We start from the raw sequence: 25,110 nt of genomic DNA on the forward strand, positions 1-25,110 counted from the left end.
TCCTCGATCCTGTCCATCCATCCTGAACTGCTAAGTGTAGTCGGAACGTGTCGTTATGCGTTGGAGCAAGTCCTCCAAACAGCAGAGTTGATGTGGGCGGGCATTACAATAGCGGTCATGACGCCTCATGCCTTGCTTGCCCTCGATACGTCGACCGAATTCTGCTCGGTCGCAGTGTTCCACCTGCCACATGCCGCCGGCTCGCCGCGCGTGGTCAGCCGCCATGAGCACACTGGCCCAGCTTCCAGCGCACGCGTGCTGCCTGCGGTACGCGAAGTGCTGGAGGAAGCGACACTCACGCTGGCCGATTGTGCCGCCGTGGCGTTTGGCGCGGGACCCGGTTCGTTCACCGGCTTGCGCACGGCGGCCGGCGTGGCGCAGGGTCTGGCGTTTGGGCTCGGTGTGCCGGTGGTGCCGGTCGGCACGTTGCTCGCCTGCGCGGAACGCGCGCGCGCATCGGATCCGGATGCACGACGCGTGCTCGTGGCGCTCGACGCGCGGATGGGCGAGGTCTATTGGGCGGACTTTGCGTGGGACGACACGCTCGCCGACTGGCGGGTGTGCCATCCCGCCGCGCTCGCTGTGCCCGCCCGCGTGCCGGTGCCGGACGAGCCGTTTACGCTAGCTGGCAATGCATCCTCCGTGTTCGGCGATGCGCTGTGTGCCGCGACGCAGGCGCGCGTGATTGACCCGGGCGCGATGCCGCATGCCCACGCGCTGGCGCTGGCCGGCTGGCGTGCGTTCATGGCGGGCCGCGCGTTGCCTGCGCACCTGGCCATGCCCGAGTACGTGCGCGACAAGGTCGCGCAAACCACCGACGAGCGCGCGGCGGCCCGTGCGTTGAAAGATCCGGCGAAGGAGGCCCGATGAGCGGCGTATTGATGACCGAGCGCTATCTGACGCCAATGACCGAAAGCGATCTCGATGAGGTCGCAGCGGTCGAGCGCGACGCGTACGAGTTTCCCTGGACGCGAGGCAATTTCGAGGACTCGTTGCGCAATGGTTATTTCGGCGTCTGCCTGAGGCACGTCACCGGCGTGTTGGTCGGCTATTGCATACTGATGCCGGTTGTGGACGAGATGCACTTATTGAACTTGTGCGTGGCGCCCGCCGCGCAAGGCCACGGCGCTGGCTTGGCGTTGCTACGCGAAGCGGTGCGCATCACGCGTGCGCGCCAGCTCGGCAGCGTGCTGCTCGAGGTGCGTCCGTCCAATCAGCGTGCCATGCGGCTGTACGAGCGCTTTGGTTTCATCGTGATCGGCCGGCGCAATAATTACTACCCCGCGCGGCACCGTACGCGCGAGGATGCAATCGTGATGCGTTACGGCTTGCACGCCGAGGTGTCGGTCGCACCAGCCGCTGCTGCGAGACACGCCGACGCACAGGGGCGGCATGCCCCGCAGCAGGCCGCCTCGCCACAGGGCGCGCCATCATCACACGAACAGCCGATGCCCGGCGCGCGGCGCGTGGGCGCCCCGCTGGAAGCGGAACGGGAGCAGGCCGATGACGCAGCTTGACGCGATTCTGGAAGAACTTGGCATTGCGCCGTTGTGGGTCCGCCGCGGCGCGGGTCATGCTCATCGTCTTGGTGACGCCGAGGGCGATGGGCTGTCCCCGGCTCGGGACGTCATGCGCGAGGCCGGCATCGTGCTGCCGTCGCAGGCGCTCCAAGCAACGCAGGTGACTGTGCAAGCTTGCGACGCGCAAGAGAGGGCAGCGCATGCGTCCGCTCAAGCAAGCCACACGCCGGTTGAGGCCGCGCGGTCACGAGTTGAAGCGACCGAGGCGCAGGGCGCCGCAACCGGGCCAGCGGGTGACGGAGTCAAGGCGGCTGAGGGAGTCAAGGCGCTCGAAGGAGTCAAGGTGGTCGAAGGGGTTAAGGCGGCTGAACGAGTCGAGGCGCCTGAGGGAGACGGGGCGGTGGTAGAAGTGCCGAATGCGCGGCGGGCGTTGGCCGCGCCGGTCAGTCCGGCCGAGACCGTACCGACTGGACTGGGCGATGCTCGCTCGTTGCAGGCCGAGCCAATGGGTGGACAGGGTGAAGCTGCCGCACCGGCGCTCGGGGTCGCGGCAGACGCGCAACCGGTGCCGATGTTGGACTGGGAAGCATTGAAGGCGCGCGTCGCGGGCTGTACGCTGTGCCGGCTGTGCGAACGACGCACGAACACGGTGTTCGGCGTCGGCGACGAGACGGCCGACTGGATGCTGGTCGGCGAGGCACCAGGCGAGAACGAGGACAAGCAAGGCGAGCCGTTCGTCGGCCAGGCCGGCAAGCTGTTGGACAACATGTTGCGTGCATTGCAGATGCGGCGCGGCGATAACGTCTATATCGCGAACGTGCTGAAATGCCGGCCGCCGGGCAATCGCAATCCGCAGCCGGACGAAGTGATGCGCTGCGAACCCTATCTGAAACGGCAAGTGGCGCTGGTCAAGCCGAACGTGATCGTTGCGCTCGGACGGTTCGCCGCGCAGAGCTTGCTGAAGACTGATGCGAGCATTGCTTCGTTGCGGGGACGTGTGCACGAGTATGAAGGCGTGCCAGTGATCGTCACGTATCACCCGGCGTATCTGTTACGCAGCCTGCACGACAAGCACAAGGCTTGGAGCGACCTATGTCTGGCTCGCGCGATTCATCGCAAGCGCACCGTTGCGCATTGAGCCGCCATGATCGCGACGCCGGCGCGGCTGCCGACGAGGGCGGCGGCACGCGGCAGCCGGAGGGCTCGGCTGCATTTGCGGCTGCCGCGCGAGCGCACGCGGATCACCGGATGCCTGCGCATGCCAGCAGGCCCTGCGTTGATCTGCTACATGCGTATCGTGACGTTGCGGTGCGTGATCTGGCGTGGCTGCTGCTGTCGCCCTCGTTGCTTGACGCACGATATTTCGGCCCGCGGTTAGCACACATGCTGGCGCAGTCGCAGCAGCGCCAGCAAACGCTCGCATGGTTGACGCGGCTCGACGCCGATCCGCGTGCGTTGCATGTGGCTTTGGATGCCCGGCCGCAGTCGCGTCTCGGCTTATATGCGGAGCAGTTGCTCGGCTTCTTCCTGCAACATGGCCCTGCCACGCGGTTGATCGCCGCGAACCGGCCCGTGCGGGTCGATGGCCACACACTGGGGGAATGCGACTTTCTGTTCGAGGATGACGGCGCAAGGGCATGGCATTGGGAGCTGACGGTCAAGTGCTATCTCGACGCGGGTGGTCCGCCCGGTTCGCTGGCACGCTATGTGGGGCCGAATTTGGCCGATCGCTTTGATCGTAAGCTGACCCGGCTGCTGACCCACCAGCTGACGCTGAGCCAGCATCCACAAATCGCGGCGTTGGCCGCCGATGGCCATTGGCAGGCGGCCATGATCGTGCGTGGCTGGCTGTTCCGTCGCTGGGATCTGAGCGACGTCAGCGATTCGGACCATGTCAGCGTGAACCACACGCCGCGCGGCAATGTCGCGCCGGGACCCATCGCGCCGGATCACTTACGGGGCTGGTGGGCATGCGCCGCGCAGTGGCCCGTATTCGATGCGCCTGCCTGGACGATCGTGCCCCGCTTGGGCTGGATGGCGCCGCTGCGGCTGTCCGCCGACGACCCGCGCGTGTATCGTGACTCGACCGCTGTGCTGGTGCGCTGCATCGACTACTGGCGCGATCGGCCTGATCAGCCATTAATGGTGGCAGCGCTGGACAATGTGCGCGTGAGCCAGGGCGTCGGCAACCCGGCTGACGAATTGTGTGAATTGGCGCGCGGATTCATCGTGCCGGATGATTGGCCCAAACGCGCGGCCGCATACACGACGATTTCGTGACATCGCGACTGTCTCCACGCGGCAGCCCTGCGCGACGTCCCTGTGCGATGTCCTTCTACGACGCCCCCGTATGGCGTTCCGGACGCGCCGGTATCGCCCGCGGCGCAAAGCGTGCCGCGCGCGGGTCGCTACGCCTGATGCTGCCTGAAAACGGTTACCACCATGCGTGACAGTGATGCAGTGGTCCGGTGCCCTGCCCGACCGAAAGCCGCGTGCTTTGGATCAATGCCTGGGTCAGATAGGTCTTTGCATCGCTGACGGCGTTGGCCAAGTCCAGTCGCTGCGGGCGTAGCGCGGCAATCGCAGCGGACAAGGTGCAGCCGGTGCCGTGCGTGCCGGTCACGTTCACGCGAGCGCCCGCCAGGCGGGTATGGTGGTTTGCCTCGATCAACCAGTCTGGACTGAATTCGCCTGGCAAGTGACCGCCCTTGATCAGCACCGCGCGGGCGCCCAGCGCGTGTAGCGCATCGCCTTGGCGCGCCATCTGCGCTTCGTCGGTGGCGACGGGTTGGTCGAGCAGCGCCGCCGCTTCATGCAGGTTCGGCGTGATGATGCTGGCCAGTGGCAGCAATCGCTCGCGCAGCGCGCCAAGTGCATCGGGCTCGAGCAACGGACAGCCGCTGGACGACAGCATCACGGTATCGAGCACCACGTGCGCGGGTCGGTACCGCTCTAGTGCGGTGGCCACCGCGCGAACGATCGCCGCGTTCGCCAGCATGCCGATCTTGACCGCGTCGATGCGCAGATCGCTCAATACCGCGTCCAGTTGCGCAGCGACGACGTCGGCCGACACCGGATGAACCGCGGTGACGCCCCGCGTGTTTTGCACGGTCAATGCGGTAATCGCCGCGGCGCCGTATGCGCCTAGCGCGGAAAAAGTCTTGAGGTCAGCTTGGATGCCGGCGCCGCCGCTTGGATCGGACCCGGCAATCGTCAGCACGTTCGGAATCTTATGCTCCATGGCAAAAAGCGCACGAAAAACCACTCAAACAGTCATTTAAGTCGCGCCGCGGCCATCGCCGCACGCGTCAATGCCGTTGCTCGCCGATCAACGCGACTGAATCGAATGCGCGCTGATTCGCTGCGTGCCGGCGCATCACGCACCACATGGTCAGGCACACAAAGGTGCCGAACAGCACGATGACCAGCTGGATCGGCACGTTGAACCAGACAAGCACAGCGTACAGGCACAGCATTACGAGCACCGACAGATTCTCATTGAAGTTCTGCACCGCGATTGAATGGCCGGCGGACAGTAGCACATGCCCACGGTGCTGCAGCAGCGCATTCATCGGAACGACGAAAAAGCCCGACAGGCCGCCGACCACTATGAGGAAAGCATACGCGCATATTAGGTAGGCGGGCACCCGGATGTGGCCAATGTGCCATGCCCAGTCGGATGGAAATAGCTCCCGGGTATAGAGTGACATCGTCATGACCAACAGGCCCATCACGATGCCGACGGGCAGCACCGTCAGCGAGCGCTTGAGCGGCACGCGCGTGGCCGCGAGCATCGCGCCGCCGGCCACGCCGACCGCGACCACGGCCTGCAGCACGGCACTTTCGGAGAGCGTCATGCCGAGCGATACCTCGGCCCATTTGAGCACGATGAACTGCAACGTAGCGCCGGCGCCCCAGAATAACGTGGTGACCGCCAGCGAGATCTGGCCCAGCTTGTCGCGCCACAGCGCACCGAAGCACTCGGCAAAGTCACGGATTAGCCGGATTGGCCGGTGTTGCTGTTTTGGATAGCGTGCGCCGGTGTCCGGTATCCACAAATTAAACACCGCAGCAAGTGCGTACACGGACATGATGACCACAATCGCCGATTCTGCTGCGGTGTGGGCGAACGACAAGTGCCGCAGTAACGGCTGCGCGATGTGCGGACTAATTAGCGCGCCACCCATCACGGTGCCCAGGATGATCGACGCGACGGTCGTCCCCTCGATCCAGCCGTTGGCGACGACCAAGCGCTCTGGCGGCAGTAACTCGGTCAAGATACCGTACTTAGCCGGCGAGTACGCGGCCGCGCCGAAACCGACGATGCCATAGGCCAGCAGCGGATGCGCGTCAGTCAACATCGTCACGCAGCCTACCATCTTGATCGTATTGGTGACGAACATGACGCGGCCTTTCGGCTGCGAGTCTGCAAATGCGCCAACAAAGGCGGCAAGTACAACGTAAGACAGCACGAAGAACAGCTTCAGCAGCGGCGTCATCCAATTCGGCGCGTGAAGGTCTTTCAGGAGGGCTATGGCAGCGATCAGAAGCGCACTGTCGGCGAGCGAAGAAAAGAACTGCGCCGCCATGATGGTGTAAAAACCTTTCTTCATCTGATGCTGAGCTTGATTCCTCTGTCGGCAGCCGCTGTCGGGCTAACCCGTAGCATGAGCCGCTCGAAATGGGTTGTGTGCACGGCTTTATAACACGAAAATACGCAGGTTCAGACTAGCGTTCGCCTCAGCGATGCGGATCGCGTCGGCGATCGTGCACTTAAATCGTTGATTCGCAGCGACATTAAATCACCCAATCTATGCCTCGCCCGCTCCTTGCCACGATTCATACCGCAGCGCTTGCCAACAATCTCGCCGTTGCCCGCCGCCATGCCTCGAAGTCCAAACTTTGGGCCGTTGTCAAGGCCAATGCCTACGGGCATGGCTTGGCGCGCGTGTTCCCCGGCCTGCGTTCGACCGACGGCTTCGGGTTGCTTGACCTTGAAGAAGCGGTCAAGTTGCGTGAATTGGGCTGGGCAGGGCCCATTTTGCTGCTAGAGGGTTTTTTTCGTCCGACCGACATCGACGTGATCGACCGCTACAGCCTAACGACCACCGTGCATTGCGACGAACAGTTGCGGATGCTGGAAATGGCGCGTCTGTCCAAGCCGGTCAACATCCAGTTGAAGATGAACAGCGGCATGAACCGGCTTGGCTATGTGGCCGGCAAGTATCGCGCCGCATGGGAACGCGCGCGCGCGTGCCCCAGCGTCGGCCAGATTACGCTGATGACCCATTTTTCGGATGCCGATGGCGAAATGGGAATCCGACACCAATTAGAAGTGTTCGAGCATGGCGCTGAGGGCATTGCTGGCTCGCGCAGCCTGGCAAACTCGGCTGCGACGTTATGGCATCCATATGCGCATTTCGACTGGGTGCGTCCTGGCATCATATTGTATGGCGCGTCGCCGTCAGGCGTCTCGGCCGCGATCGAGGGCCTCGGCTTGCAGCCGGCGATGACGCTCAGCTCGGAACTGATCGCGGTGCAGACGGTCGAGCCGGGGGACAGCGTTGGCTACGGCTCGGCTTTCAAGGCGCGCCAGCGCATGCGTATTGGCGTCGTGGCGTGCGGTTACGCGGATGGCTACCCTCGTTGCGCGCCCGAGGGCACGCCAGTCCAGGTGGGTGGTGTGCGCACACGGGTCGTCGGTCGAGTGTCGATGGACATGTTGACCGTGGATCTATCTTCGTGCCCGAACGCGGTTATCGGCAGCCCGGTGCAACTGTGGGGGGCCGACGTGCCGATTGACGATGTCGCGGCAGCGTGCGGCACGGTTGGCTATGAATTGATGTGCGCAGTCGCGCAGCGCGTGTCAGTGCGCGCAGAATAACGGGGAGCAGGTTGCGTGACAAAAACAAAGACCGTTTACGTCTGCAATGACTGCGGCGCGCAGTCGCCGAAGTGGCAAGGCCAGTGCCCATCGTGCCATCACTGGAACACCCTGGTCGAGTCGGTCGAGTCGACCGCTGCGCCGAACCGTCGTTACCAGGCACTTGCTAAGAGCCAGCCAGTGCGCAAGCTCGCCGAGATTGAGGCGTCGGACGTGCCGCGCTACTCGACGGGCATCGGTGAGTTCGATCGTGTGCTTGGCGGTGGCCTGGTCGCGGGTGGCGTTGTGCTGATCGGCGGCGACCCCGGCATCGGCAAGTCGACGTTGCTGCTGCAAGCGCTCGCCGAGATCGCACGCGAGCGGCGTGCGCTGTATATCAGCGGCGAGGAGTCTGGCGCGCAGATCGCGTTGCGCGCACAGCGGCTCGGCTTGCTCGACGCGCACGCCAGCCGGGCCGGCGAGTTACAACTATTGGCAGAGATCCAACTCGAGAAGCTACAAGCCACGATTGACGTCGTCAAGCCGAACATTGCCGTCATCGATTCGATTCAGACCATCTACTCGGATGCGCTCAGTTCAGCGCCCGGCTCCGTTGCGCAAGTGCGTGAGTGCGCGGCGCAACTGACGCGGATTGCCAAGCAATCTGGCGTGACGATCATCATGGTCGGCCACGTGACGAAGGAGGGCGCGCTCGCTGGGCCTCGGGTGCTCGAGCACATCGTCGACACGGTGCTGTACTTCGAAGGCGACACGCATTCGTCGTTTCGGCTCGTGCGGGCGTTCAAGAACCGCTTCGGCGCAGTCAACGAACTCGGCGTTTTCGCGATGACCGAGCGCGGGTTGCGTGGCGTGGCTAATCCATCGGCACTGTTTTTGTCGCAGCATGAGCACACGGTGCCCGGCTCGTGCGTGCTGGTGACGCAGGAGGGGTCGCGGCCGTTGCTCGTCGAAGTGCAGGCGCTCGTCGATACCGCGCAGGTGCCTAATCCGCGCCGACTCGCGGTCGGCCTCGAGCAGAACCGCTTAGCAATGCTGCTCGCGGTGCTGCACCGGCACGCCGGCGTCGCGTGCTTCGATCAGGACGTGTTCCTGAACGCGGTGGGCGGTGTGAAGATCGCCGAGCCGGCCGCGGACTTGGCCGTGCTGCTCGCGATTCATTCGTCGATGCGCAACAAGCCGTTGCCTAAGGGGCTGATTGTATTCGGCGAAGTCGGGTTGGCCGGTGAGATCCGGCCATGCCCGCGTGGCCAGGAGCGCTTGAAGGAGGCCGCCAAGCTCGGCTTCTCGAGTGCATTGATTCCGAAGGCCAATGCGCCGAAGCAGCCAATCGACGGCTTGCAGGTGATCGCCGTCGAGCGCATCGAGCAGGCGATTGACCGCGTCCGGACGCTGCAGCAGTAGGCGGGTGCAATGGCTAATTTTGAACGCACCGCCTATCCGCACTCCAGGTGCGAGATCTGATGCGGGCGTTCGACAAGGCGCTTATCGAACGCGCGATGGGTGCGGCAATGAATGTGCATCTAAGGTCTGCGTTTAAGCGCGTGCGCGTTGGCCGCAGAGTTGACCTTTTATCGATTGTTGAGTTTGCCGATGGACTTCGATTTGAATGCCGCTTTAAACTATCCTGCCAGCTACGTCTGTGCAGGGCAGACTGGCCAACTGCCTGCCGCATCAGCGCCGCCACGACCGCCTTCCGACAACCCGTTGACTCGTCCCTTGCCCACCCAACCGACAACGTATGACGACCTGCCGTCCGAACTGATTGCCCGGATCGGTGACTATGTACCCATTCAAGACGTGATGCTGTTCGCCACAGTCGATCGCCGCACATATCATGCGATGCAGACCCGGCGACTCGTTCACCGCTATTGGCAGCAGGCGAACCAGGCCGTCAGCTTGGCGTCAGTTAACCAGCTGCTGGACGAAATAGGCGGTGCGTTGAGCAATCCAGCGCAGCATGCCGAGCCTATTGATGCGCTAAGTCAGCGTCTGCGAGCGTTGCCAAAAGCCGAGCGAGTCGAGGCATTCAAGCGCGTGTTTGCGGCTGCGGAGCGTATCCCGCAGGACGGTGTGCGAATACAAAAAGCGCTATTACGCGCTTTTTTTATTTTTCCTCCGAGCCGGCGTGATGAGCTATTCGACTTCGCGTATGCGATGGCGGAACGACGCGCGCCCGGACAAGACAATATCTGGGCGGAACTAGCTGACAGTTTACGTTTTTTTTCGTTTGATTCGCCTTTTGTCGAGCAGCGTTATCAGGCGCTTTTAGATCGGCTTGCGTCGTTAAGGATATCCGAACAAGCGAAGCTCATCCCGGTATTGTCCAATTTGCTCCTTTACTTTAATAAGACAGACCCACGCGTGCCTGAACGCTATGCGCTCTTACGCGGACACGCGTTACAACTGCCGCCCTCTCATCAAGGCGCATCGGTCGGCATATTAGCGAGTTGCGTACAAATTTTGTCAAAAGCAGAGCAGTTTGCCCAATACACGCAGATGCGTGATTGGGCGCTGTCGCTGCCTGACGAGCAGTGGGGGATTGCTTTGCAGTATTTGCTTGAAGGGCTTAAAGAGCTGTCGGATGAACAACGTGCGCAGGAGCTGACGTTGCTTGAGGGGCATTTAGCGCGCGTGCCTATGTCACAGCGTGTTTCGGCAGCGTTTGGACTGCTCAAATGCCAATTGTTTTTAGACGATGTACAAATAAAGCGGGTCTGGCGGCAAGGTTTGAACCTACTGAATGGTGCGGGCGAAGCCGCTTTATGGGATTTGCTGAGCCAACTTCGGGCCGATTGGGTGTTATCTGAGTTCAGCAATTTCAGATGGGAAATGGCAGTGGAGGAGATTACTCGCTTTATGGAGGCCAGCCAGTTCTCCGAGCCGGCGCGGGCGCGATTCCAGGCCAATGTAGATTGGCTCAGAAGTGAGCCAATAATATTTATTGAAACTGAACCCAGTATGCTTCGTTGAACCAACGCCGGAACAGATACCGTCGTGCCATCGGAGGGGGCGGGTAACGCAGCGGGGTTCGTCATTAAAGTCGTCATGCAACCTGAGACCGCCGCGAGATGCTCACCCGCAAGATCTAGCAGGTAGCGCGGAATCGACGCGCTGTTCAGTCACTTCATCTCGTGCGGGGTGCACGAGAAGCCGACCACCGGCGTGCGGCAATGGTGGCCGGCGTGCACCGCCGGCCAATGTCTGGCACGGCTACGCCGCTTAGCCGTTGGCGGGCGGCACGTACCCCGACGCGACGTCCGCGCCTTCGCCAAAGAAAAATTTTTCAGTTTGTTTTAATAGATATTGGCGCGCGCGCGGATCAGCCATGTTCAGACGGTTTTCGTTGATCAACATCGTCTGCTGCTTGAGCCACGCCTGCCATGCTTCCTTCGAGATGCTTTCGAAGATGCGCTTGCCAAGCTCGCCCGGCAATGGTGGAAAGTCCAATCCTTCCGCCTCTTTGCCAAGTTTTGCGCAGTGAACCATTCGAGCCATTAGACTTCTCCTTTGATATCGGGGTGGGACGGGGCGCCGACGTGCGGATTCCCCGCGCGTTCTCAGAGCTGCTTGATCAGCACGAGCGACTTGCGTTGCCAGTTGTACAGGCGGCGCCGGTCCTCGGGCAGGTCGTTGACCGTCGCCTTGACGAAACCGCGTTTTAGGAACCAATGCTCAGTGCGTGTCGTCAGCACAAAAATCCGCGTCAGGCCGCGCGCCCGGGCGCGTTGCTCGATGCGCTTGAGCAAGCGCTCGCCGTCGCCGGTGCCTTGCGCCTCCGGCGCCACGGTCAGGCACGCCATTTCGCCGATCCGCTCCTGCGGGTACGGGTACAGCGCCGCGCAACCGAACAGCACGCCATCGTGCTCGATCACTGAAAATTGGTCGATGTCGCGCTCGATCTGGTGGCGGCCGCGCCGCACCAGCGTGCCGTCCGTCTCGAGCGGCTCAATCAGTTGCAAAATGCTGCCGACATCATCCGGCACTGCCTCGCGCAGACTTTCCAGATTCTCGTACGATATCATGGTGCCGACCCCGTCGTGCAGGAACAGCTCCAGCAGGATACTGCCGTCCAGCGCGTACGGGATGATGTGCGAGCGCGGCACGCCGCCGCGGCACGCGCGGATCGCATGCTTCAGGTAAAAGTCCGCATCCGCGCGGTCCAACTCGCCCGTATGGGCTTCGTAGATTCTCTGTGCGTCGTCCAGCGACAGCTCACGGGTCAGCCCGCCATCGCCATCGATCACGCCGGGTGTCTCGGTGATGAAGATCAGCTTGTCAGCACGTAGCGCGATGGCCGCGGACGACGCGACATCCTCCATCGACAGATTGAACGCCTCGCCGGTCGGCGAAAATCCGAGCGGCGACAGCAGCACGATCTTGTTGCTCTCCAGCGAATGCCGAATCGATTCGGCATCGATCTTGCGCACCACGCCGGTATGTTGGAAATCGACGCCCTCGAGTATTCCGACCGGCCTTGCGGTGACAAAATTGCCGGATACGACGCTGATATGCGCGTGCGCCATCGGCGTATTGGGCAAACCCTGGCTGATCGCCGCCTCGATGTCCAGCCGCACTTCGCCGGACGCTTCTTTGGCCGCCTCCAGCGCGCGCGCATCGGTGATCCGCATGCCGCCCGCGAACAACGACTCGACCTGGTGCAGGTTCAATTGTTCTTCGACCTGCGGGCGGGAACCGTGCACCAGTACGATCTGAATGCCCATCGCATGCAACAACGCGACATCCTGCACCAGCGCATTGAGCGCGCCCGCCTGCACCAACTCGCCGCCGAACGCGACGACGAACATCCGGTTGCGGAACGCATGGATGTACGGTGCGACCGATCGCAGCCATTCGACGAATTGAGCGTGATTCGCGGTGTATCCGATGGCGGCGCTCGTCTGGCTGCCGGCCACGGCGAGGTCGCTGGCCCTCGTGTCGCGGCGGGCAAGATCGTTTTGTGCAGTCATGGCCGGATTATAATGCGCCCCCATGTCCAATGTAGCCAAAAACCGCGCGGCTGATGCTTCGCCGGCCGATCGCGCCGACCCCGCGCGCCACCGCACCCCGCCTGCCGCGCGTCGCGCCGAAGCGCGGCGCGCGTCCTCGGCGCCCAATCCGGTGCCTTCTGTTACGTTTCCGCCGGCGTTGCCCGTCAGCGGCCGGCGCGATGAGATCGCTGCTGCGATCGCGCACCATCAAGTGGTGATCGTCAGCGGCGAAACCGGATCAGGCAAGACCACGCAGCTGCCCAAGATCTGCCTGGCGCTCGGACGCGGGCTGGGCGCGGGCGGCACCGGCCTGATCGGCCATACGCAACCGCGCCGCATCGCGGCATCGGCGACGGCGCGACGCATTGCCGAGGAACTGGGTACGCCGTTCGGCGACGTGGTGGGCTACAAGGTTCGTTTCACCGACAACCTGTCGCCGGGCGCCTCGGTCAAGTTGATGACCGACGGCATCCTGCTTGCGGAAACGCAGACCGATCCACTGCTGCGCGCCTACGATACGATCATCATCGACGAGGCGCACGAGCGCAGCCTGAACATCGATTTTTTGCTCGGCTATCTGAAGCAGATCCTGCCGCGGCGTGCTGATCTGAAGTTGATCGTTACGTCGGCCACGATCGATGCGCAGCGCTTTGCGCGCCACTTCGGCAGCGACGAGCAGCCCGCGCCCGTCATTGAAGTCAGCGGACGGTTGTATCCGGTCGAGATCCGCTATCGGCCGGTCGTTGGCGACGACGGCCGCGCTACGCTCGCACGGCGCGGCGCAGCGCCCGGGGCCGGTCCAATTGGCTCGCTGGGCTCTCCGCCGGGCGCCGTGGGCAGTGTCACCGCCGCGCGTCAGGCCGAGCGCGACTTGCATGACGCGATCGTCGACGCGGTGGATGAACTGTGTCGTGAAGGCCCGGGCGACGTCCTGGTTTTCCTGCCGGGCGAGCGGGAGATTCGCGACGCCGCCGAGGCGCTGCGCAAGCACCATCCGCCGCATACTGAGATCCTGCCGCTGTTTGCCCGGCTGTCGGCCGCCGAGCAGGAGCGGGTGTTCCGGCCCGGTAATGCACGCCGCATCGTGCTCGCCACCAACGTTGCGGAGACATCGCTGACGGTGCCCGGTATCCGCTATGTCGTCGACACCGGCCTGGCCCGGGTCAAGCGCTATTCGTACCGGAACAAGGTCGAACAATTGCAGATTGAGCCGGCGTCGCAAGCCGCCGCCAATCAGCGGGCTGGCCGGTGCGGCCGGGTGGCCGACGGCGTCTGCATTCGGCTCTATGACGAGCGTGACTTCCAGGCGCGCCCGCGCTTCACGGATCCGGAGATCCTGCGCGCGTCGCTGGCGTCGGTGATCCTGCGGATGAAGTCGTTGCACTTGGGCGAAATCGACGCGTTTCCGTTCGTCGAGCCACCGCCGGGCCGGGCCATTGCCGATGGCTATCAATTGCTCGCCGAGCTGGGTGCGGTTGACGACGACAATGCGTTGACGCCGGTCGGTCGCGAGCTGGCGCGCCTGCCGCTGGATCCGCGCGTGGCCCGGATGATTGTCGCGGCGCGCGAGCAACACGCGTTGCGCGAAATGCTGATCATTGCCAGCGCGCTATCCGTGCAGGATCCGCGCGAGCGTCCGCTGGACGCGCAGGAGCAGGCCGACCAGGCGCATCGCCGCTTTGCCGACGAGCGCTCGGAGTTCATCACGTGGCTGAAGATTTGGGCGTGGTTCGAGCAAGCCGTTGCGCACAAAAAATCGAACCGGCAACTGGCCGAAGCGTGCCGCGCGCAGTTCCTCTCGCATCTGCGGCTGCGCGAGTGGCGTGACGTGCATTCGCAGTTGTTGACCGTGGTGCGCGAGCACGGCTGGCGGCTGAACGAGTCCGAGGCGACGTTCGAGCAGATCCATCAGGCGCTGTTGGCGGGGTTGCTCGGAAACATTGGTCTGAAGGCCGATGACGATCCGCATTACCTGGGCGCACGGGGCATTCGTTTCTTCATATGGCCGGGATCGACGCTCGCGAAAAAGGCCGGCCGTTGGGTGATGGCTGCGGAGTTGGTCGAGACCACCCGGCTTTACGCGCGCACCGTCGCCCGCATCGAGCCGGAATGGATCGAGCGTGTCGGCGGCCACCTGATCAAGCGCTCGGTCGCCGAGCCGCATTGGGAGAAGAAGGCCGCGCAGGTGGTGGCGTTTGAGCGTGGCACGTTGTATGGGCTGCCCGTCTATCAGCGCCGACGCATCGCGTTTGGCGCGCAGAATCCGGCGCGTGCGCGGGAATTGTTCATTCGTAGCGCGCTGGTCGATGGCGAATTCGACACCCGTCTGCCGTTCTTTGCGCACAATCGGCGGCTGGTCGCGCAAATCGAGCAACTTGAGCACAAGTCGCGTCGTCAAGACGTGCTGGTCGACGATGAGTTGATCTACGCGTACTACGATGCGGCGGTGCCCGCACAGATCCATACTGGCGCGGCGTTCGAGCGCTGGTATCGCGACGAGGCGCGGCGGCGGGGTAGCGACGGCGACAAGCTGCTATTTCTGTCGCGCGAAGACCTGATGCGGCACGAAGCGGCTGGCGTGACGACGGATCTGTTTCCGAAGCGGTTGGCGATGGCCGGCGTCGACATGGCGCTGAGCTACCATTTCGAGCCGGGCGCGGCGCGTGATGGCGTCACGCTGACCGTGCCGCTGTACGCGCTGAACCAAGTCGATGCGCGTCGCACCGAATGGCTGGTGCCTGGCATGTTGAAGGACAAGGTGCAGTTGCTGCTCAAATCACTGCCGCAAAAGCTGCGCCGACATTGCGTGCCGCTGCCCGAGTATGCGGCCGGTTTCGTCGAGCGCGCGCATTTCGCCGGGCAGTCGTTGATTGACGCGCTGATCGCCGACCTGCGCGAGCACAAGCAAGCGATGGTCAAGTCGACTGACTTCAAGATCGAGACGCTGCCGGCGCACCTGTTCATGAATTTCAAGGTGATTGATGAGCACGGGCGGCAACTCGCAATGGCGCGCAATCTTGCGCAACTGCGTGGCGAGCTTGGTGCACAGGCGCAGCAACAATTCCAGCGCATCGTCTGGGCCGCGGCCGGCGCGGCAGGAACTAACGGGCGGCCACCGTCCGGGCATGCACGGGCGGCCGCGATAAGCGCTGGCTTGCCGAGCCGGACGCCGGGCGAGGCGCCGGCGTCGCGTGCGGCGCGCGTTGCCGATCAGCCGTTGAGCGGCGCGGCGCGAAACGGACTGGCGAACGCTGGCGGGCCGGGTCACGCCGAAGCACCGGATACGGCGCGGCCGGCCGGTACCGCGCTGTATGAGAACCTGACGACGTGGAATTTTGGCACGCTGCCCGAGTTGCTCGAGATCCAGCGTGGCGGCCAGACGCTGTTCGGCTATCCGGCCCTGGTCGATCGCGGTGGGCACTGCGACGTCGAAGTCTTTGATTCGCCTGTGCAGGCTGAGCACATCCATCGCGCCGGTCTGCGCCGGCTGTTCGCCCTGCAATTGCGCGAGCCGATCCGCTATCTGGAGAAAAACTTGCCAGGACTGCGCGAAATGTCAATGCAGTACATGGCGCTCGGCACGCAGGAGGAACTGCGCGACCAATTGATCGAAGCCGCGCTGGATCGTGCCTGCCTGCAGCCGCCGTTGCCGCATGACGATGCCAGCTTCGCCGCCCGGCGCGACGAGGGCCGGGCTAGGCTGTCGTTGCTCGCTCAGGAACTTGCCCGGCTGACCGGCCAAATCCTCGCCGAGTACGCAGCGCTCGTGAAGAAGCTCGTGCAGGCCAAAGGCTTTGGCGCGGCCCACGCGGATATGCAGCAGCAGCTGGCCGCGCTGATGACCCGCCGCTTCGTAATGGATACGCCTTACGCCCAGCTTGCGCATTTCCCGCGTTACTTGAAGGGCATGTCGTTGCGCATCGATAAGCTCAAGGTGGACCCGGCGCGCGACCAGCGGCTCACGGCCGAGTTCGCGCCGCTCATGCAGCCGTATCAGCGCGCGTTGTCGCAGCGAGGCGGTGCAGCCGACGCACGGCTCGTGGAGTTCCGCTGGCTCCTCGAGGAGTTGCGCATCTCGCTGTTCGCGCAGGAATTGCGTACGCCGATGCCAGTGTCTGCCAAGCGGCTGCACAAGGTATGGGAATCGATGCAGCGATGACGCGCGACATGCCGGCGCGTTGGCCCCAATGCGTGATTCGTTCCGAGCCCTCGGCAAAAACCGTACAATAGACGCAGTTTTCCCGTCTGGTTGCCCATGCTCGATTCCAATCGTTTTGCGCCAGCTCGCCGTTTTGCGCGAGCCCGCTGCGTGGCCGGCTCGCTTGCTGCCGCGCTCGTGTGTCCATGAACGAGTTGTTCAGTTCGTTGGGTCGCGCGCTGCTGGGCATGCTTCATCCGCGGATGCTGTGGTTGACCGCGTTGCCGTTTCTGCTGACCGCGCTGGGCTGGGGGGCGGTGCTGTGGTTCGGCTGGGAAGGATGGGTCAGTGCGGCGCATGGTTGGCTGTCACACTGGGGCTGGACCGCGTCGCTCAATTCGCTGTTCGCGGGGATCGGCTTCGGCCACGTGCAAATGGTGCTCGCGCCGCTCGTCGTGGTCGCGATCGCCGTGCCATTGATCGTGTTGACCGTTTTGTTAATGATTGCCGCGATATCGATGCCGGCGGTGATCCGCCATCTCGGTGCGCGTCAATTCGCCGATCTGGAGCCCCGGCGCGGCGGCACGCTGCTCGGCAGTTTGCTCCACTCGATCGTAGCCACGTGCATCTGCGTGGTGCTGCTGGTCGTCACGGTCCCGTTGTGGCTCGTGCCGCCGCTGTTCGCCGTGATCCCGCCGCTGCTGTGGGGCTGGCTCACCTATCGCGTGATGACCTACGATGCGCTGGCATGGCATGCGAGCTTGGATGAGCGGCGCATGATCTTTCGCATGCACCGCATGCCACTGCTCGCGATCGGCGTGATGTGCGGGATGCTCGGCGCGGTCCCGACGCTGCTGTGGGCGTCCTCCGTGTTGATGATCGTGTTGTTCCCGTTCGTCGCGATCGTGTCGATCTGGCTGTACGTGTACATCTTCGTGTTCTCCGCGCTATGGTTCGCCCATTATTGCCTGCGCGCGCTGAGGCAATTGCGCGCGCGACACCATGGGGCCGACCGGCAAGCACCGCAAGCGCGCCCGCCGGGATCGGCGTAAGCTGCGTGTCGTCTGAAACGATCAAGGGGAACCCATGGGGTTCGGCATCATCATCATTGGCGACGAAATCCTGTCCGGACGGCGTGTTGACAAGCATTTGCCCAAAGCCATCGAGTTGCTTCGCGCACGGGGGCTGGCGCTCGCGTGGGCCGAGTACGTCGGCGACGAGCGTAGACGAATCACTGCCACCCTCAAGCGCACCTTCGCCTCAGATGACATTGTCTTCGTGACCGGAGGCATTGGCGCGACGCCAGACGATCATACGCGGCAGTGTGCGGCGGCCGCGCTCGGCGTGCCGCTGGAACTGCACCCACAGGCCCGGCAACTAATCGCCGAGCGGATTAGCGAAACCGCGCCGCCCGGCCGGGCGGACCTGGACGCGCCGGATAACCTGCATCGCTTCAATATGGGTGTGTTTCCGCAGGGTGCCAGCATCATTCCGAACAGCTATAACAAGATTCCCGGCTTTTCGGTGCGTCATCATTATTTCATGCCAGGGTTTCCTGTCATGGCATGGCCCATGATGGAATGGGTGCTCGACACCCATTATGCACATTTGCATCACGGCACACCGCGTGACGAGCGCTCATTTCTGGTGTTCGAGTTGCCTGAGTCGGCGCTTACGCCGCTGATGGAGCGTATCGAACGCGATTTTGCCGGCGTACGTGTCTTCAGCTTACCCAGCGTCGGCGATGCTGAGCGTGGCGGAATCTATGCACGGCGGCATATCGATTTGGGCGTTAAGGGCGACCCGGAGGCAGTCGCTGCCGCGTATGGTGTGCTACATGAAGGCGTACATGCGCTTGGAGGAGAAATATTCGAGTCTTAAAGCTGATTGTTGAGCGCGATATTGAAATAATCATGCTTAATGTTGTGGCCCTTATATCTGAATTGATGAAGGTCATTTGCCACAGCATGGGCTTTTGTCATTTAGGCTGAACGACGCGATAATGGCTCCGTGGCCGATCCGGCGACACGCCGCGCCGCCGCGTGCCTGTCATGCAGCGTTTCGCGCGTGTGTCGGATCGGACATTGCCGTGCGCATTGTTTCGCCAACGCCAGAACGCTGTATGAGATTGATCACCAAAGGGCTGCTGCTGATCGCGATTCCGAGCCTCGTCGAGCTTGGCTTACTGGTCGGCGTGATGCGTACCCAGGCCGAGGCCCTGGAAGCGGAGCAGTGGGCAGTGCGGAGCAAGGAAGTATTGAGTCAGGCCACTGCCGTGCTTGACCCAGTGCTAGTCGATGCCGTGCGCATGCGCGGCGCCGTGATCGACGGATACGGACAGGTATGGACGCCGCCTAGCCAATGGGGTGAGATCGACCGTCGCATCAACCGGTTGATCGAACTGGTTGCCGACAATCCATTGCAAGTCGAGCGTGCGGTGCAGATTCGGCAAAGCGCACAGGCGTACCGGCAGTGGAGTGAGCGTTCGCAGGAGTTGCTGCGGCACGGTCAGCAAGCGGGGGTCGTGGCCCGCTTTCGCGAGTTCAAAGGCCACGATATCGTCGATTACTTCCGTGCGCAGGTCGCCGCGTTGCAACAAGAAGAGATGCGGTTAGACAGCGTTCGCACCGAACGTATCGCTGAGGCGCGCCGCATGCAGCAGGTGCTGCTCGTGTCGGCCGTGATCGCGTCGATCATCACCGGCGCCATCGCGGTTTATGTGTTCACGTCGAGCGTGCGACGGCGGCTGCGCAGGCTTGCGGACAACACCAAGCAACTCGCAAACAATGCGCCGCTCGCACCGATGCTCGAGGGCGACGATGAAATCGCCGAATTAGACCTCGCGCTGCACCAGACGAGCCGACGCCTGCTTGAAGCGGAGCGCATCGAGTCGCGCTATCGATCCGACCTTGCGCATCAGGCCGAGGAACTCGGCACGATGAACGAGCATTTGCGCGAGCGTACGCAAGAAAACGAAATGTTTATCTACAGCGTGTCGCATGACTTGCGCGCACCACTGGTCAACCTGCAGGGGTTTTCTCAGGAGCTGAGCTTGGCGTGCGATTCGGTGCGCGAGATACTGGCGCGAAGCACGCTGACCGACACACAACGGCGCCGGCTATCGCGGATCGTCGATGATGATATTGCCGAGGCGTTGCGCTTCCTGCAAACAGCGGTGATGCGCTCGGCCAGTATCATTGACGCGTTGCTGCGGCTCTCGCGTGCGGGGCGGGTCGAGTACCGACCGCAACAAGTTGATGTGCAGGCGGTGATGTCCCGCGTGGTGGATGCTATGCGCGACTCGATCAAGAGCCGGGGCGTGACCGTGAAGATACATCCGTTGCCGTCGGCATGGGGCGATCCGACCGCAGTCGAGCAAGTCTTCGCGAACTTGGTCTCCAATGCGGTCAATTATCTTGATCCGAGCCGTCCTGGCGAGATCGAGATCGGTACGCGTCCGAACCCAGTGGGCGTGCACTCGTTACGCATTTACTACGTGCGCGACAACGGATATGGCATTCCCGCATCGGCACTGCCCAAATTGTTTACCGCGTTCCAGCGCCTGCACGGTGGCGCAGTCAAGGGCGAGGGTATTGGGCTGGCGCTCGTGCGTCGTGTTGTCGAGCGACATGGTGGCAATGTATGGGCCGAGTCCAGTGAAGGCATCGGCTCGACGTTCTACTTGTCGTTGCCCGAATCCTGCAGTGCGCATGAAGCGTTGCGTGCGGCAACTTTGAGCGCGCTAGCCCGCGTCAACGCGGGGCCCAGGGCCGCGCGACCCGGCCGTCTGCGCCCAGGCAGCGGGTTGGAGCCCGGCGCCGACGCTTCAGCTCAGGACCGCCCGTCGCCTACTTACTCGACGTTCCCTGTATGACGCTTGCTTCTCATCGAATCGATTCGTCACCTGGAGCATTGGGCGCGGATGGCCCGCCGGCTGCCTGTGCACTGATTATCGATGACGACGAGGGTTTGCTCAGCCTGGCCCGCCGTGCGCTTGCCCGCGCCGGATTTGATGTGGTGACGTTGACGAGCACGCAGGCCGCGCGCGCGTGGCTAGACGGCCGGGGCCAGGAGCGGTGGCCTGACGTGCTGGTCGTGGACTATGTGCTCGGTACCGCCGAGACGGGGCTCGACTTCCTGCGCTCGTTACGCATGCAGGGCACGATGCTGCCCGCGATCTTGTGCACCGGCTTTGCCGATGAGACGCGGGTGATCGAGGCGCTGCGCTCGGGCGTCGCGGATGTGGTGCCAAAAACCTCCGATTATCTTGACTATCTACCACAGGCAATCGAGCGTGTGTTGGCGCAGAAGCGCGCGCAACGGGAGATTGCCGAGGCGGAGTTGGTCCGCGCAAGGGAGTTGCACTACCGGACGCTGGCGGAGGCGATCCCGCAACTAGTCTGGACCGCGTTGCCCGACGGACGGATCGATTTTGCGTCCAAGCAGTTGCTATCCTACACGGGTATGGATGCGCCTTCGCTGCTTGGTCACGTGTGGCCGGACGCGCTGGTTCATCCTGAGGATCTCGAGCGTACCGTACAGCGTTGGTCCGACGCTTTGCGCGACAGCAGCGATTACGATGTCGAACATCGGTTGCGGGCCGCCGACGGCGCGTGGCGCTGGTTCAAGACCCGGGCCGCACCGCTGCTGGATGGTGCCGGCCGGGTGAGCAAGTGGTTTGGCACGTCGACTGACATCGACGATCAGAAGCTGGCTGCGCAGGAGCGTGAGCATTTACTCGCAAACGAGCGGCAGGCTCGCTCGGAAGCGGAACGGGCATCCAGGCTCAAGGACGAGTTCGTCGCCACGCTGTCGCACGAACTGCGCACGCCGCTGAATGCCATCGTCGGATGGGCCCAGTTGCTGCTGCGTGACGCGTCCGATCCGGCTCGCGTCGAGAAGGGCCTGCAGGTGATCCACCGCAATGCACGGCTGCAATCGCAGATGATCGACGATTTGCTAGACATGTCACGCATCATGGCGGGCAAGGTGCGGCTCAACGTGCAGCGCGTCGAACTGGTCGATGTGATCACCGACGTGATCGCGACCGTGCAGCTAGCAGCCGACGCGAAGGAGCTTCGTGTCATGCCGGTGCTGGGCGCGCCGGCCGTGGTCAATGGTGACCCCGCTCGGCTGCAGCAGATCATTTGGAATCTGCTGACCAATGCGATCAAGTTCACGCCCCGGCGTGGACGTGTGGCGGTCACGCTGACCAGCGGCGACGGCGAGGCGCGACTGGTCGTCAGTGATACCGGCTGCGGTATCCGCGAGGCGTTCCTGCCGCACGTATTTGAGCGTTTCCGACAGGAGGACGCGAGTACCACACGCCAGTTTGGCGGCTTGGGGCTGGGGTTGTCGATCGTTAAGGAGCTGGTCGAGATGCATGGGGGCCATATCACCGCGGCCAGCGACGGTGAGCAGCGCGGCGCGACATTTACGGTGACGCTGCCCACGGTGACGACCGGCGCCGACACGCGTCGCGGCGCAGTGGCACCGATCAGCGCGCAGCCGGATACGGCGCTACCGCGCCTGGATGGTGTTCATGTGCTGGTGGTCGAAGATGAAGCCGATGCGCGCGAGCTCGTGCACCGCGTGCTCGAGGAGCGCGGCGCGCAGGTGAGCGCGGTGGCGTCTGTGCGCGATGCGTTGCAGGTTTTGGACGACGGCACGCCCGATGTCGTCATCAGCGATCTGGGCATACCGGAGGAAGACGGCTTCGCATTTATTGCACAGTTGCGCGAGCGTGAGGCGGCACGAGGCGGGATGACGCCGGCCGCGGCATTGTCCGGCCGGGTCCGCGGCGATGATCGCCGGCGCGCACTGATGGCCGGCTTCCAGACGCACTTGGCCAAGCCTGTCGATCCGGCCGATCTGCTGTTGGCGATCGCATCGCTGGTCGGCCGCGCGCCACCGGCGGTGCGCGCGTAGCCGACGCTACCTGCGTATCAGGGCTCGATGCGGGTGCCAAGCACGGCCAGGCATTGCAGCAGTCATGCCGACGCCTTGGAGCCATTAACGGCGCCGACTCCTATGTTGCAACAGCGCCGACTCCTATGTCGGCAACTTGATAATGCTCGCATCCTTGCGGATTATGAACGATGCGCCCACCATCTGCTTACATTGGTATGCCAACCCCTTAAGCTCGTGCGCCACGTCGGACGATTCGCTGCGCGTGCGTTCCGCGTCGACGACCATCTGGTCCAGTTCACGATTCAACTGCTTGACGATGCTTGTTTGCTCGGGAGGCGGTGCGACGCCCGCTTCGGCCTGTACCAGATTATCATGGACGATGCCCAGCGCCTTGCGCAGTGGCGCAAGTGCTTGCGCATCGACGACCGGTACGGGCTGGGTGCCCCATCCGGCGGCGCCCACGATTCCGGCCGTGCGGGCCGGCGACTGTGACAGCGTCATCATGAGCGGCGCGGACGCGGTGATCTGTGCCGTCAACGCGTGCACGCGCACCAGCAGGTCGTTCAACTCAGCGACGTAGCGTTGCGCCGACTTCGGTTCGAGCAACATGCGCTGCAACGCCTGCCCGACGTTGGCGAATGCAATATGCACATTCTTACGCGCAAGCCGGTAACGGATGTCGCTGTCGATCGCCGACGCGGCTGCGCTGGCCGCCGGCGTCGGTTGCGCGGTTGCGCTGGAAACCAGTGCGCTGGCCTCTTTGCCCTTCTTGTCCGCCGGCGCGGCCGGATCCGAAGGCGGCGGCTTGACCTGGTCCGTTGCGCCGCCGGCCGCGGTCCGCGATTTGCCCGCATACCAGCAGATTTCCAGGTATTGCCGGGTGGCACTGAGCAAGCCGTTGACCAGTTTGCCCATCAGCCGGTATTCCCAGTAGGGAAACAGGTGGCTCGCGGCGATTGCAATCGCGCAGCCTAGCACCGTATCAATCGCGCGTTCGCCGATGATGCGCAGGCTGCCGGGTGCCAGCATGTGGAACATCAACAGAACATATGACGACGTGAATACGACGCTGGCCGTATAGTTGAACAGCAGTAGGCTGTAGCTCATCACCATGCTGGCGAACATGACGGCCAACAGCAGTGGCGGCTCCTTCACGGACAGGATCAGCGCGATGCTCGCCGCGCAGCCGATCGTAGTACCGATGATCCGCTGCGTATTGCGTTGCTTGGTGAGCGAGTAGCCAGGCTTCAGGATGATGATGGTCGTCATCACAATCCAGTACGCGTTCGTGAGCGGCAGCAGGCGGCCGAGCCACAAGCCGATCGCCACCGCAGCGGTGACGCGCAATGCGTGCCGGAAGCTCGGCGAAGACATGGTCAGATTCGAAAAGATTTGCATCCACGGCACGCGTCGGCTCGACAGGAAGCGCGACAGCGCCTGGTCGATCCGCATCTCCGTGTCTTGCGCGCTGATATCCACGCGCGTGTTGCGGTGCATGCGCTCGATCAGCCGCTGTGCGCTCCAGACGCGCCGGAATGCCGACACGATCGCCGAGTACGCCTCCGGATTGGTGGTTGGCAAGGCCTTCTTGCGCATCAACTCGATCTCGTACTCGATCGCGCGCAGCTCCGCTTTTGCGTTGATCCGCTGTGCCGACGGGCGATCCTGTAACACGGCCAGTCCGACGTCCTCCAGGTCGGTCGCGGCCTTCTCGATCAGGTCGCGAAAAAATACCATCAAGTCCGAGCCACCGAAGGTCGCGCGGATCATCGGGTGATCGACGTGCGCACCGACAAACAGTTCGTGCAGGTCGACCGTATTGATGAACAAATTGAACAACATCGTGCGGTGCGCGTCGAGCTGCCCGCTGCGCAGCTTCGGCAGGTTGCGCAGTACGATGTCGCGTGCTGCCTCTTGCCGATCCACGGCCAACACCTGCTTGTCGACCAGTTGCCTGTTGCACTCATCCAGATCATGCGTCGGATCGTAGAAACGGGCGCGCGCACGCAAGTAGTCGGCGCACGCGAACACACTTTCGGCGATCGCCTGTTGCTCGATCCGGTGGATCTGCCAGCGTGACACGAACGTCGACCAGTACGTGTACCAGATTCCGCCGGCCAGGATCCAACCGGCATTGGCCAGTGCCTGGAGCGGCGTGAAGCGCTCCTCCAGCGTCACCACCATCATGAACAGCGTCGCGAAGCTGATCTGCGGCCACTTGTTCCCGTAGACGACGATCAAGGACAGCACGAAAGTCAACGGTACGACCGTCAGCCACAGCGATAGCGGGTGAGCAGTCGCGATGCCGGTGGCCAGCGCCGAGAAGAACCCGATCACGCTGCACGCGAGCATCTCGTTGTGCTTGTATTTCAGGGGGCCGGGCATGTCGACCACGCATGCGCCCAGTGCACCGGTCGAAATCGTGAAGCCAAGCTCCCGATTATGAAAGACGACGAGCAACACCACTGCCGGCAGCGAGATGCCGGTCGCGATCCGAAGCCCACCGTAGAAATACTGACTGTATAGAAATTTCTTGATTTCGATCGAATATCGCATCGACGCTTGGGTGGGCACACAATGCTGCGAGTCTAGCGCACTTCACCGATGTTTTTTGCACCCACCGGAAGTTATGCTCGTGTATACCATCACATCGGGTGGCATGTCGTCGGG

General features: G+C 63.1%; 16 protein-coding genes and 1 pseudogene. 12 read left to right on the plus strand and 5 right to left on the minus strand.

Translation table 11 applies throughout. The features are described 5' to 3' along the window. The first annotated feature begins 117 nt into the window (after positions 1-117). From tsaB to KPG66_RS12765, 4 genes and pseudogenes are all read left to right on the plus strand, one after another. Positions 118-870 carry a tRNA (adenosine(37)-N6)-threonylcarbamoyltransferase complex dimerization subunit type 1 TsaB gene (gene tsaB, locus KPG66_RS12750; protein ID WP_157864619.1) on the plus strand — a complete coding sequence of 251 codons (753 nt, stop codon included), beginning with the start codon at positions 118-120 and terminating at the stop codon, positions 868-870. Continuing rightward, a pseudogene (gene rimI, locus KPG66_RS12755) lies at positions 867-1,340 on the plus strand (ribosomal protein S18-alanine N-acetyltransferase); the annotation flags it as partial. The gene tsaB and the pseudogene rimI, both read left to right, overlap by 4 nt. Before the next feature lie 163 nt (positions 1,341-1,503). Then, positions 1,504-2,658, plus strand: a complete 1,155-nt coding sequence (locus KPG66_RS12760) for a uracil-DNA glycosylase (protein ID WP_013428674.1) — start codon at positions 1,504-1,506, stop codon at positions 2,656-2,658. Beyond that, positions 2,613-3,800, plus strand: coding sequence for a DUF1853 family protein (locus KPG66_RS12765; RefSeq protein WP_232509407.1), 1,188 nt, complete (start codon positions 2,613-2,615; stop codon positions 3,798-3,800). The genes KPG66_RS12760 and KPG66_RS12765 overlap by 46 nt, the downstream gene beginning before the upstream one ends. 154 nt (positions 3,801-3,954) lie before the next feature. Here the strand turns inward: KPG66_RS12765 and thiD are convergent, their stop codons facing one another. Then, positions 3,955-4,761, minus strand: a complete 807-nt coding sequence (gene thiD, locus KPG66_RS12770) for a bifunctional hydroxymethylpyrimidine kinase/phosphomethylpyrimidine kinase (RefSeq protein ID WP_041754760.1) — start codon at positions 4,759-4,761, stop codon at positions 3,955-3,957. Between the two features lie 67 nt (positions 4,762-4,828). Then, positions 4,829-6,133 (minus strand): lysophospholipid transporter LplT, encoded by a 1,305-nt coding sequence (gene lplT, locus KPG66_RS12775; RefSeq protein WP_013428671.1) that lies wholly within the window; start codon positions 6,131-6,133, stop codon positions 4,829-4,831. A gap of 200 nt (positions 6,134-6,333) precedes the next feature. Here lplT and alr point away from each other — a divergent pair, with 200 nt between their 5' ends. The 3 genes from alr (at position 6,334) to KPG66_RS12790 (ending at position 10,374) form a co-directional block, all read left to right on the plus strand. Further along, positions 6,334-7,404 (plus strand): alanine racemase, encoded by a 1,071-nt coding sequence (gene alr / locus KPG66_RS12780; protein WP_237071084.1) that lies wholly within the window; start codon positions 6,334-6,336, stop codon positions 7,402-7,404. 15 nt (positions 7,405-7,419) lie between these two features. Further along, a complete protein-coding gene (gene radA / locus KPG66_RS12785) occupies positions 7,420-8,805 on the plus strand; it encodes a DNA repair protein RadA (protein WP_237071085.1) in 1,386 nt (461 codons plus the stop codon). A gap of 189 nt (positions 8,806-8,994) precedes the next feature. Next, positions 8,995-10,374 carry a hypothetical protein gene (locus tag KPG66_RS12790; RefSeq protein ID WP_237071086.1) on the plus strand — a complete coding sequence of 460 codons (1,380 nt, stop codon included), beginning with the start codon at positions 8,995-8,997 and terminating at the stop codon, positions 10,372-10,374. A 249-nt stretch (positions 10,375-10,623) separates the two neighbouring features. Here the strand turns inward: KPG66_RS12790 and KPG66_RS12795 are convergent, their stop codons facing one another. Continuing rightward, positions 10,624-10,899 (minus strand): oxidative damage protection protein, encoded by a 276-nt coding sequence (locus tag KPG66_RS12795; protein ID WP_013428666.1) that lies wholly within the window; start codon positions 10,897-10,899, stop codon positions 10,624-10,626. A 62-nt stretch (positions 10,900-10,961) separates the two neighbouring features. Next, on the minus strand, positions 10,962-12,371 hold the full coding sequence (argA, locus tag KPG66_RS12800; RefSeq protein WP_237071087.1) for an amino-acid N-acetyltransferase: 1,410 nt from the start codon (positions 12,369-12,371) through the stop codon (positions 10,962-10,964). Positions 12,372-12,393: 22 nt separating this feature from the next. Here argA and hrpA point away from each other — a divergent pair, with 22 nt between their 5' ends. The 5 genes from hrpA (at position 12,394) to KPG66_RS12825 (ending at position 22,458) form a co-directional block, all read left to right on the plus strand. Then, positions 12,394-16,551 carry an ATP-dependent RNA helicase HrpA gene (gene hrpA, locus KPG66_RS12805; RefSeq protein ID WP_237071088.1) on the plus strand — a complete coding sequence of 1,386 codons (4,158 nt, stop codon included), beginning with the start codon at positions 12,394-12,396 and terminating at the stop codon, positions 16,549-16,551. A gap of 185 nt (positions 16,552-16,736) precedes the next feature. Further along, the gene (locus KPG66_RS12810; RefSeq protein WP_041754757.1) at positions 16,737-17,582 is read left to right on the plus strand and encodes an EI24 domain-containing protein; all 846 of its coding nucleotides are present in this window, start codon (positions 16,737-16,739) and stop codon (positions 17,580-17,582) included. Positions 17,583-17,616: 34 nt separating this feature from the next. Next, on the plus strand, positions 17,617-18,411 hold the full coding sequence (locus KPG66_RS12815) for a competence/damage-inducible protein A (protein WP_237071089.1): 795 nt from the start codon (positions 17,617-17,619) through the stop codon (positions 18,409-18,411). Positions 18,412-18,652: 241 nt separating this feature from the next. Then, positions 18,653-20,404 carry a sensor histidine kinase gene (locus KPG66_RS12820; protein ID WP_237071090.1) on the plus strand — a complete coding sequence of 584 codons (1,752 nt, stop codon included), beginning with the start codon at positions 18,653-18,655 and terminating at the stop codon, positions 20,402-20,404. Beyond that, positions 20,401-22,458 (plus strand): hybrid sensor histidine kinase/response regulator, encoded by a 2,058-nt coding sequence (locus KPG66_RS12825; protein ID WP_237071091.1) that lies wholly within the window; start codon positions 20,401-20,403, stop codon positions 22,456-22,458. The genes KPG66_RS12820 and KPG66_RS12825 overlap by 4 nt, the downstream gene beginning before the upstream one ends. A 123-nt stretch (positions 22,459-22,581) precedes the next feature. Here KPG66_RS12825 and KPG66_RS12830 read toward each other — a convergent pair whose 3' ends face one another. After that, positions 22,582-24,996, minus strand: a complete 2,415-nt coding sequence (locus KPG66_RS12830) for an FUSC family protein (protein WP_237071092.1) — start codon at positions 24,994-24,996, stop codon at positions 22,582-22,584. Between the last annotated feature and the right edge of the window lie 114 nt (positions 24,997-25,110).

It is taken from the genome of Mycetohabitans sp. B2 (assembly GCF_021733735.1).
Taxonomy (GTDB): Bacteria; Pseudomonadota; Gammaproteobacteria; order Burkholderiales; family Burkholderiaceae; genus Mycetohabitans; species Mycetohabitans rhizoxinica.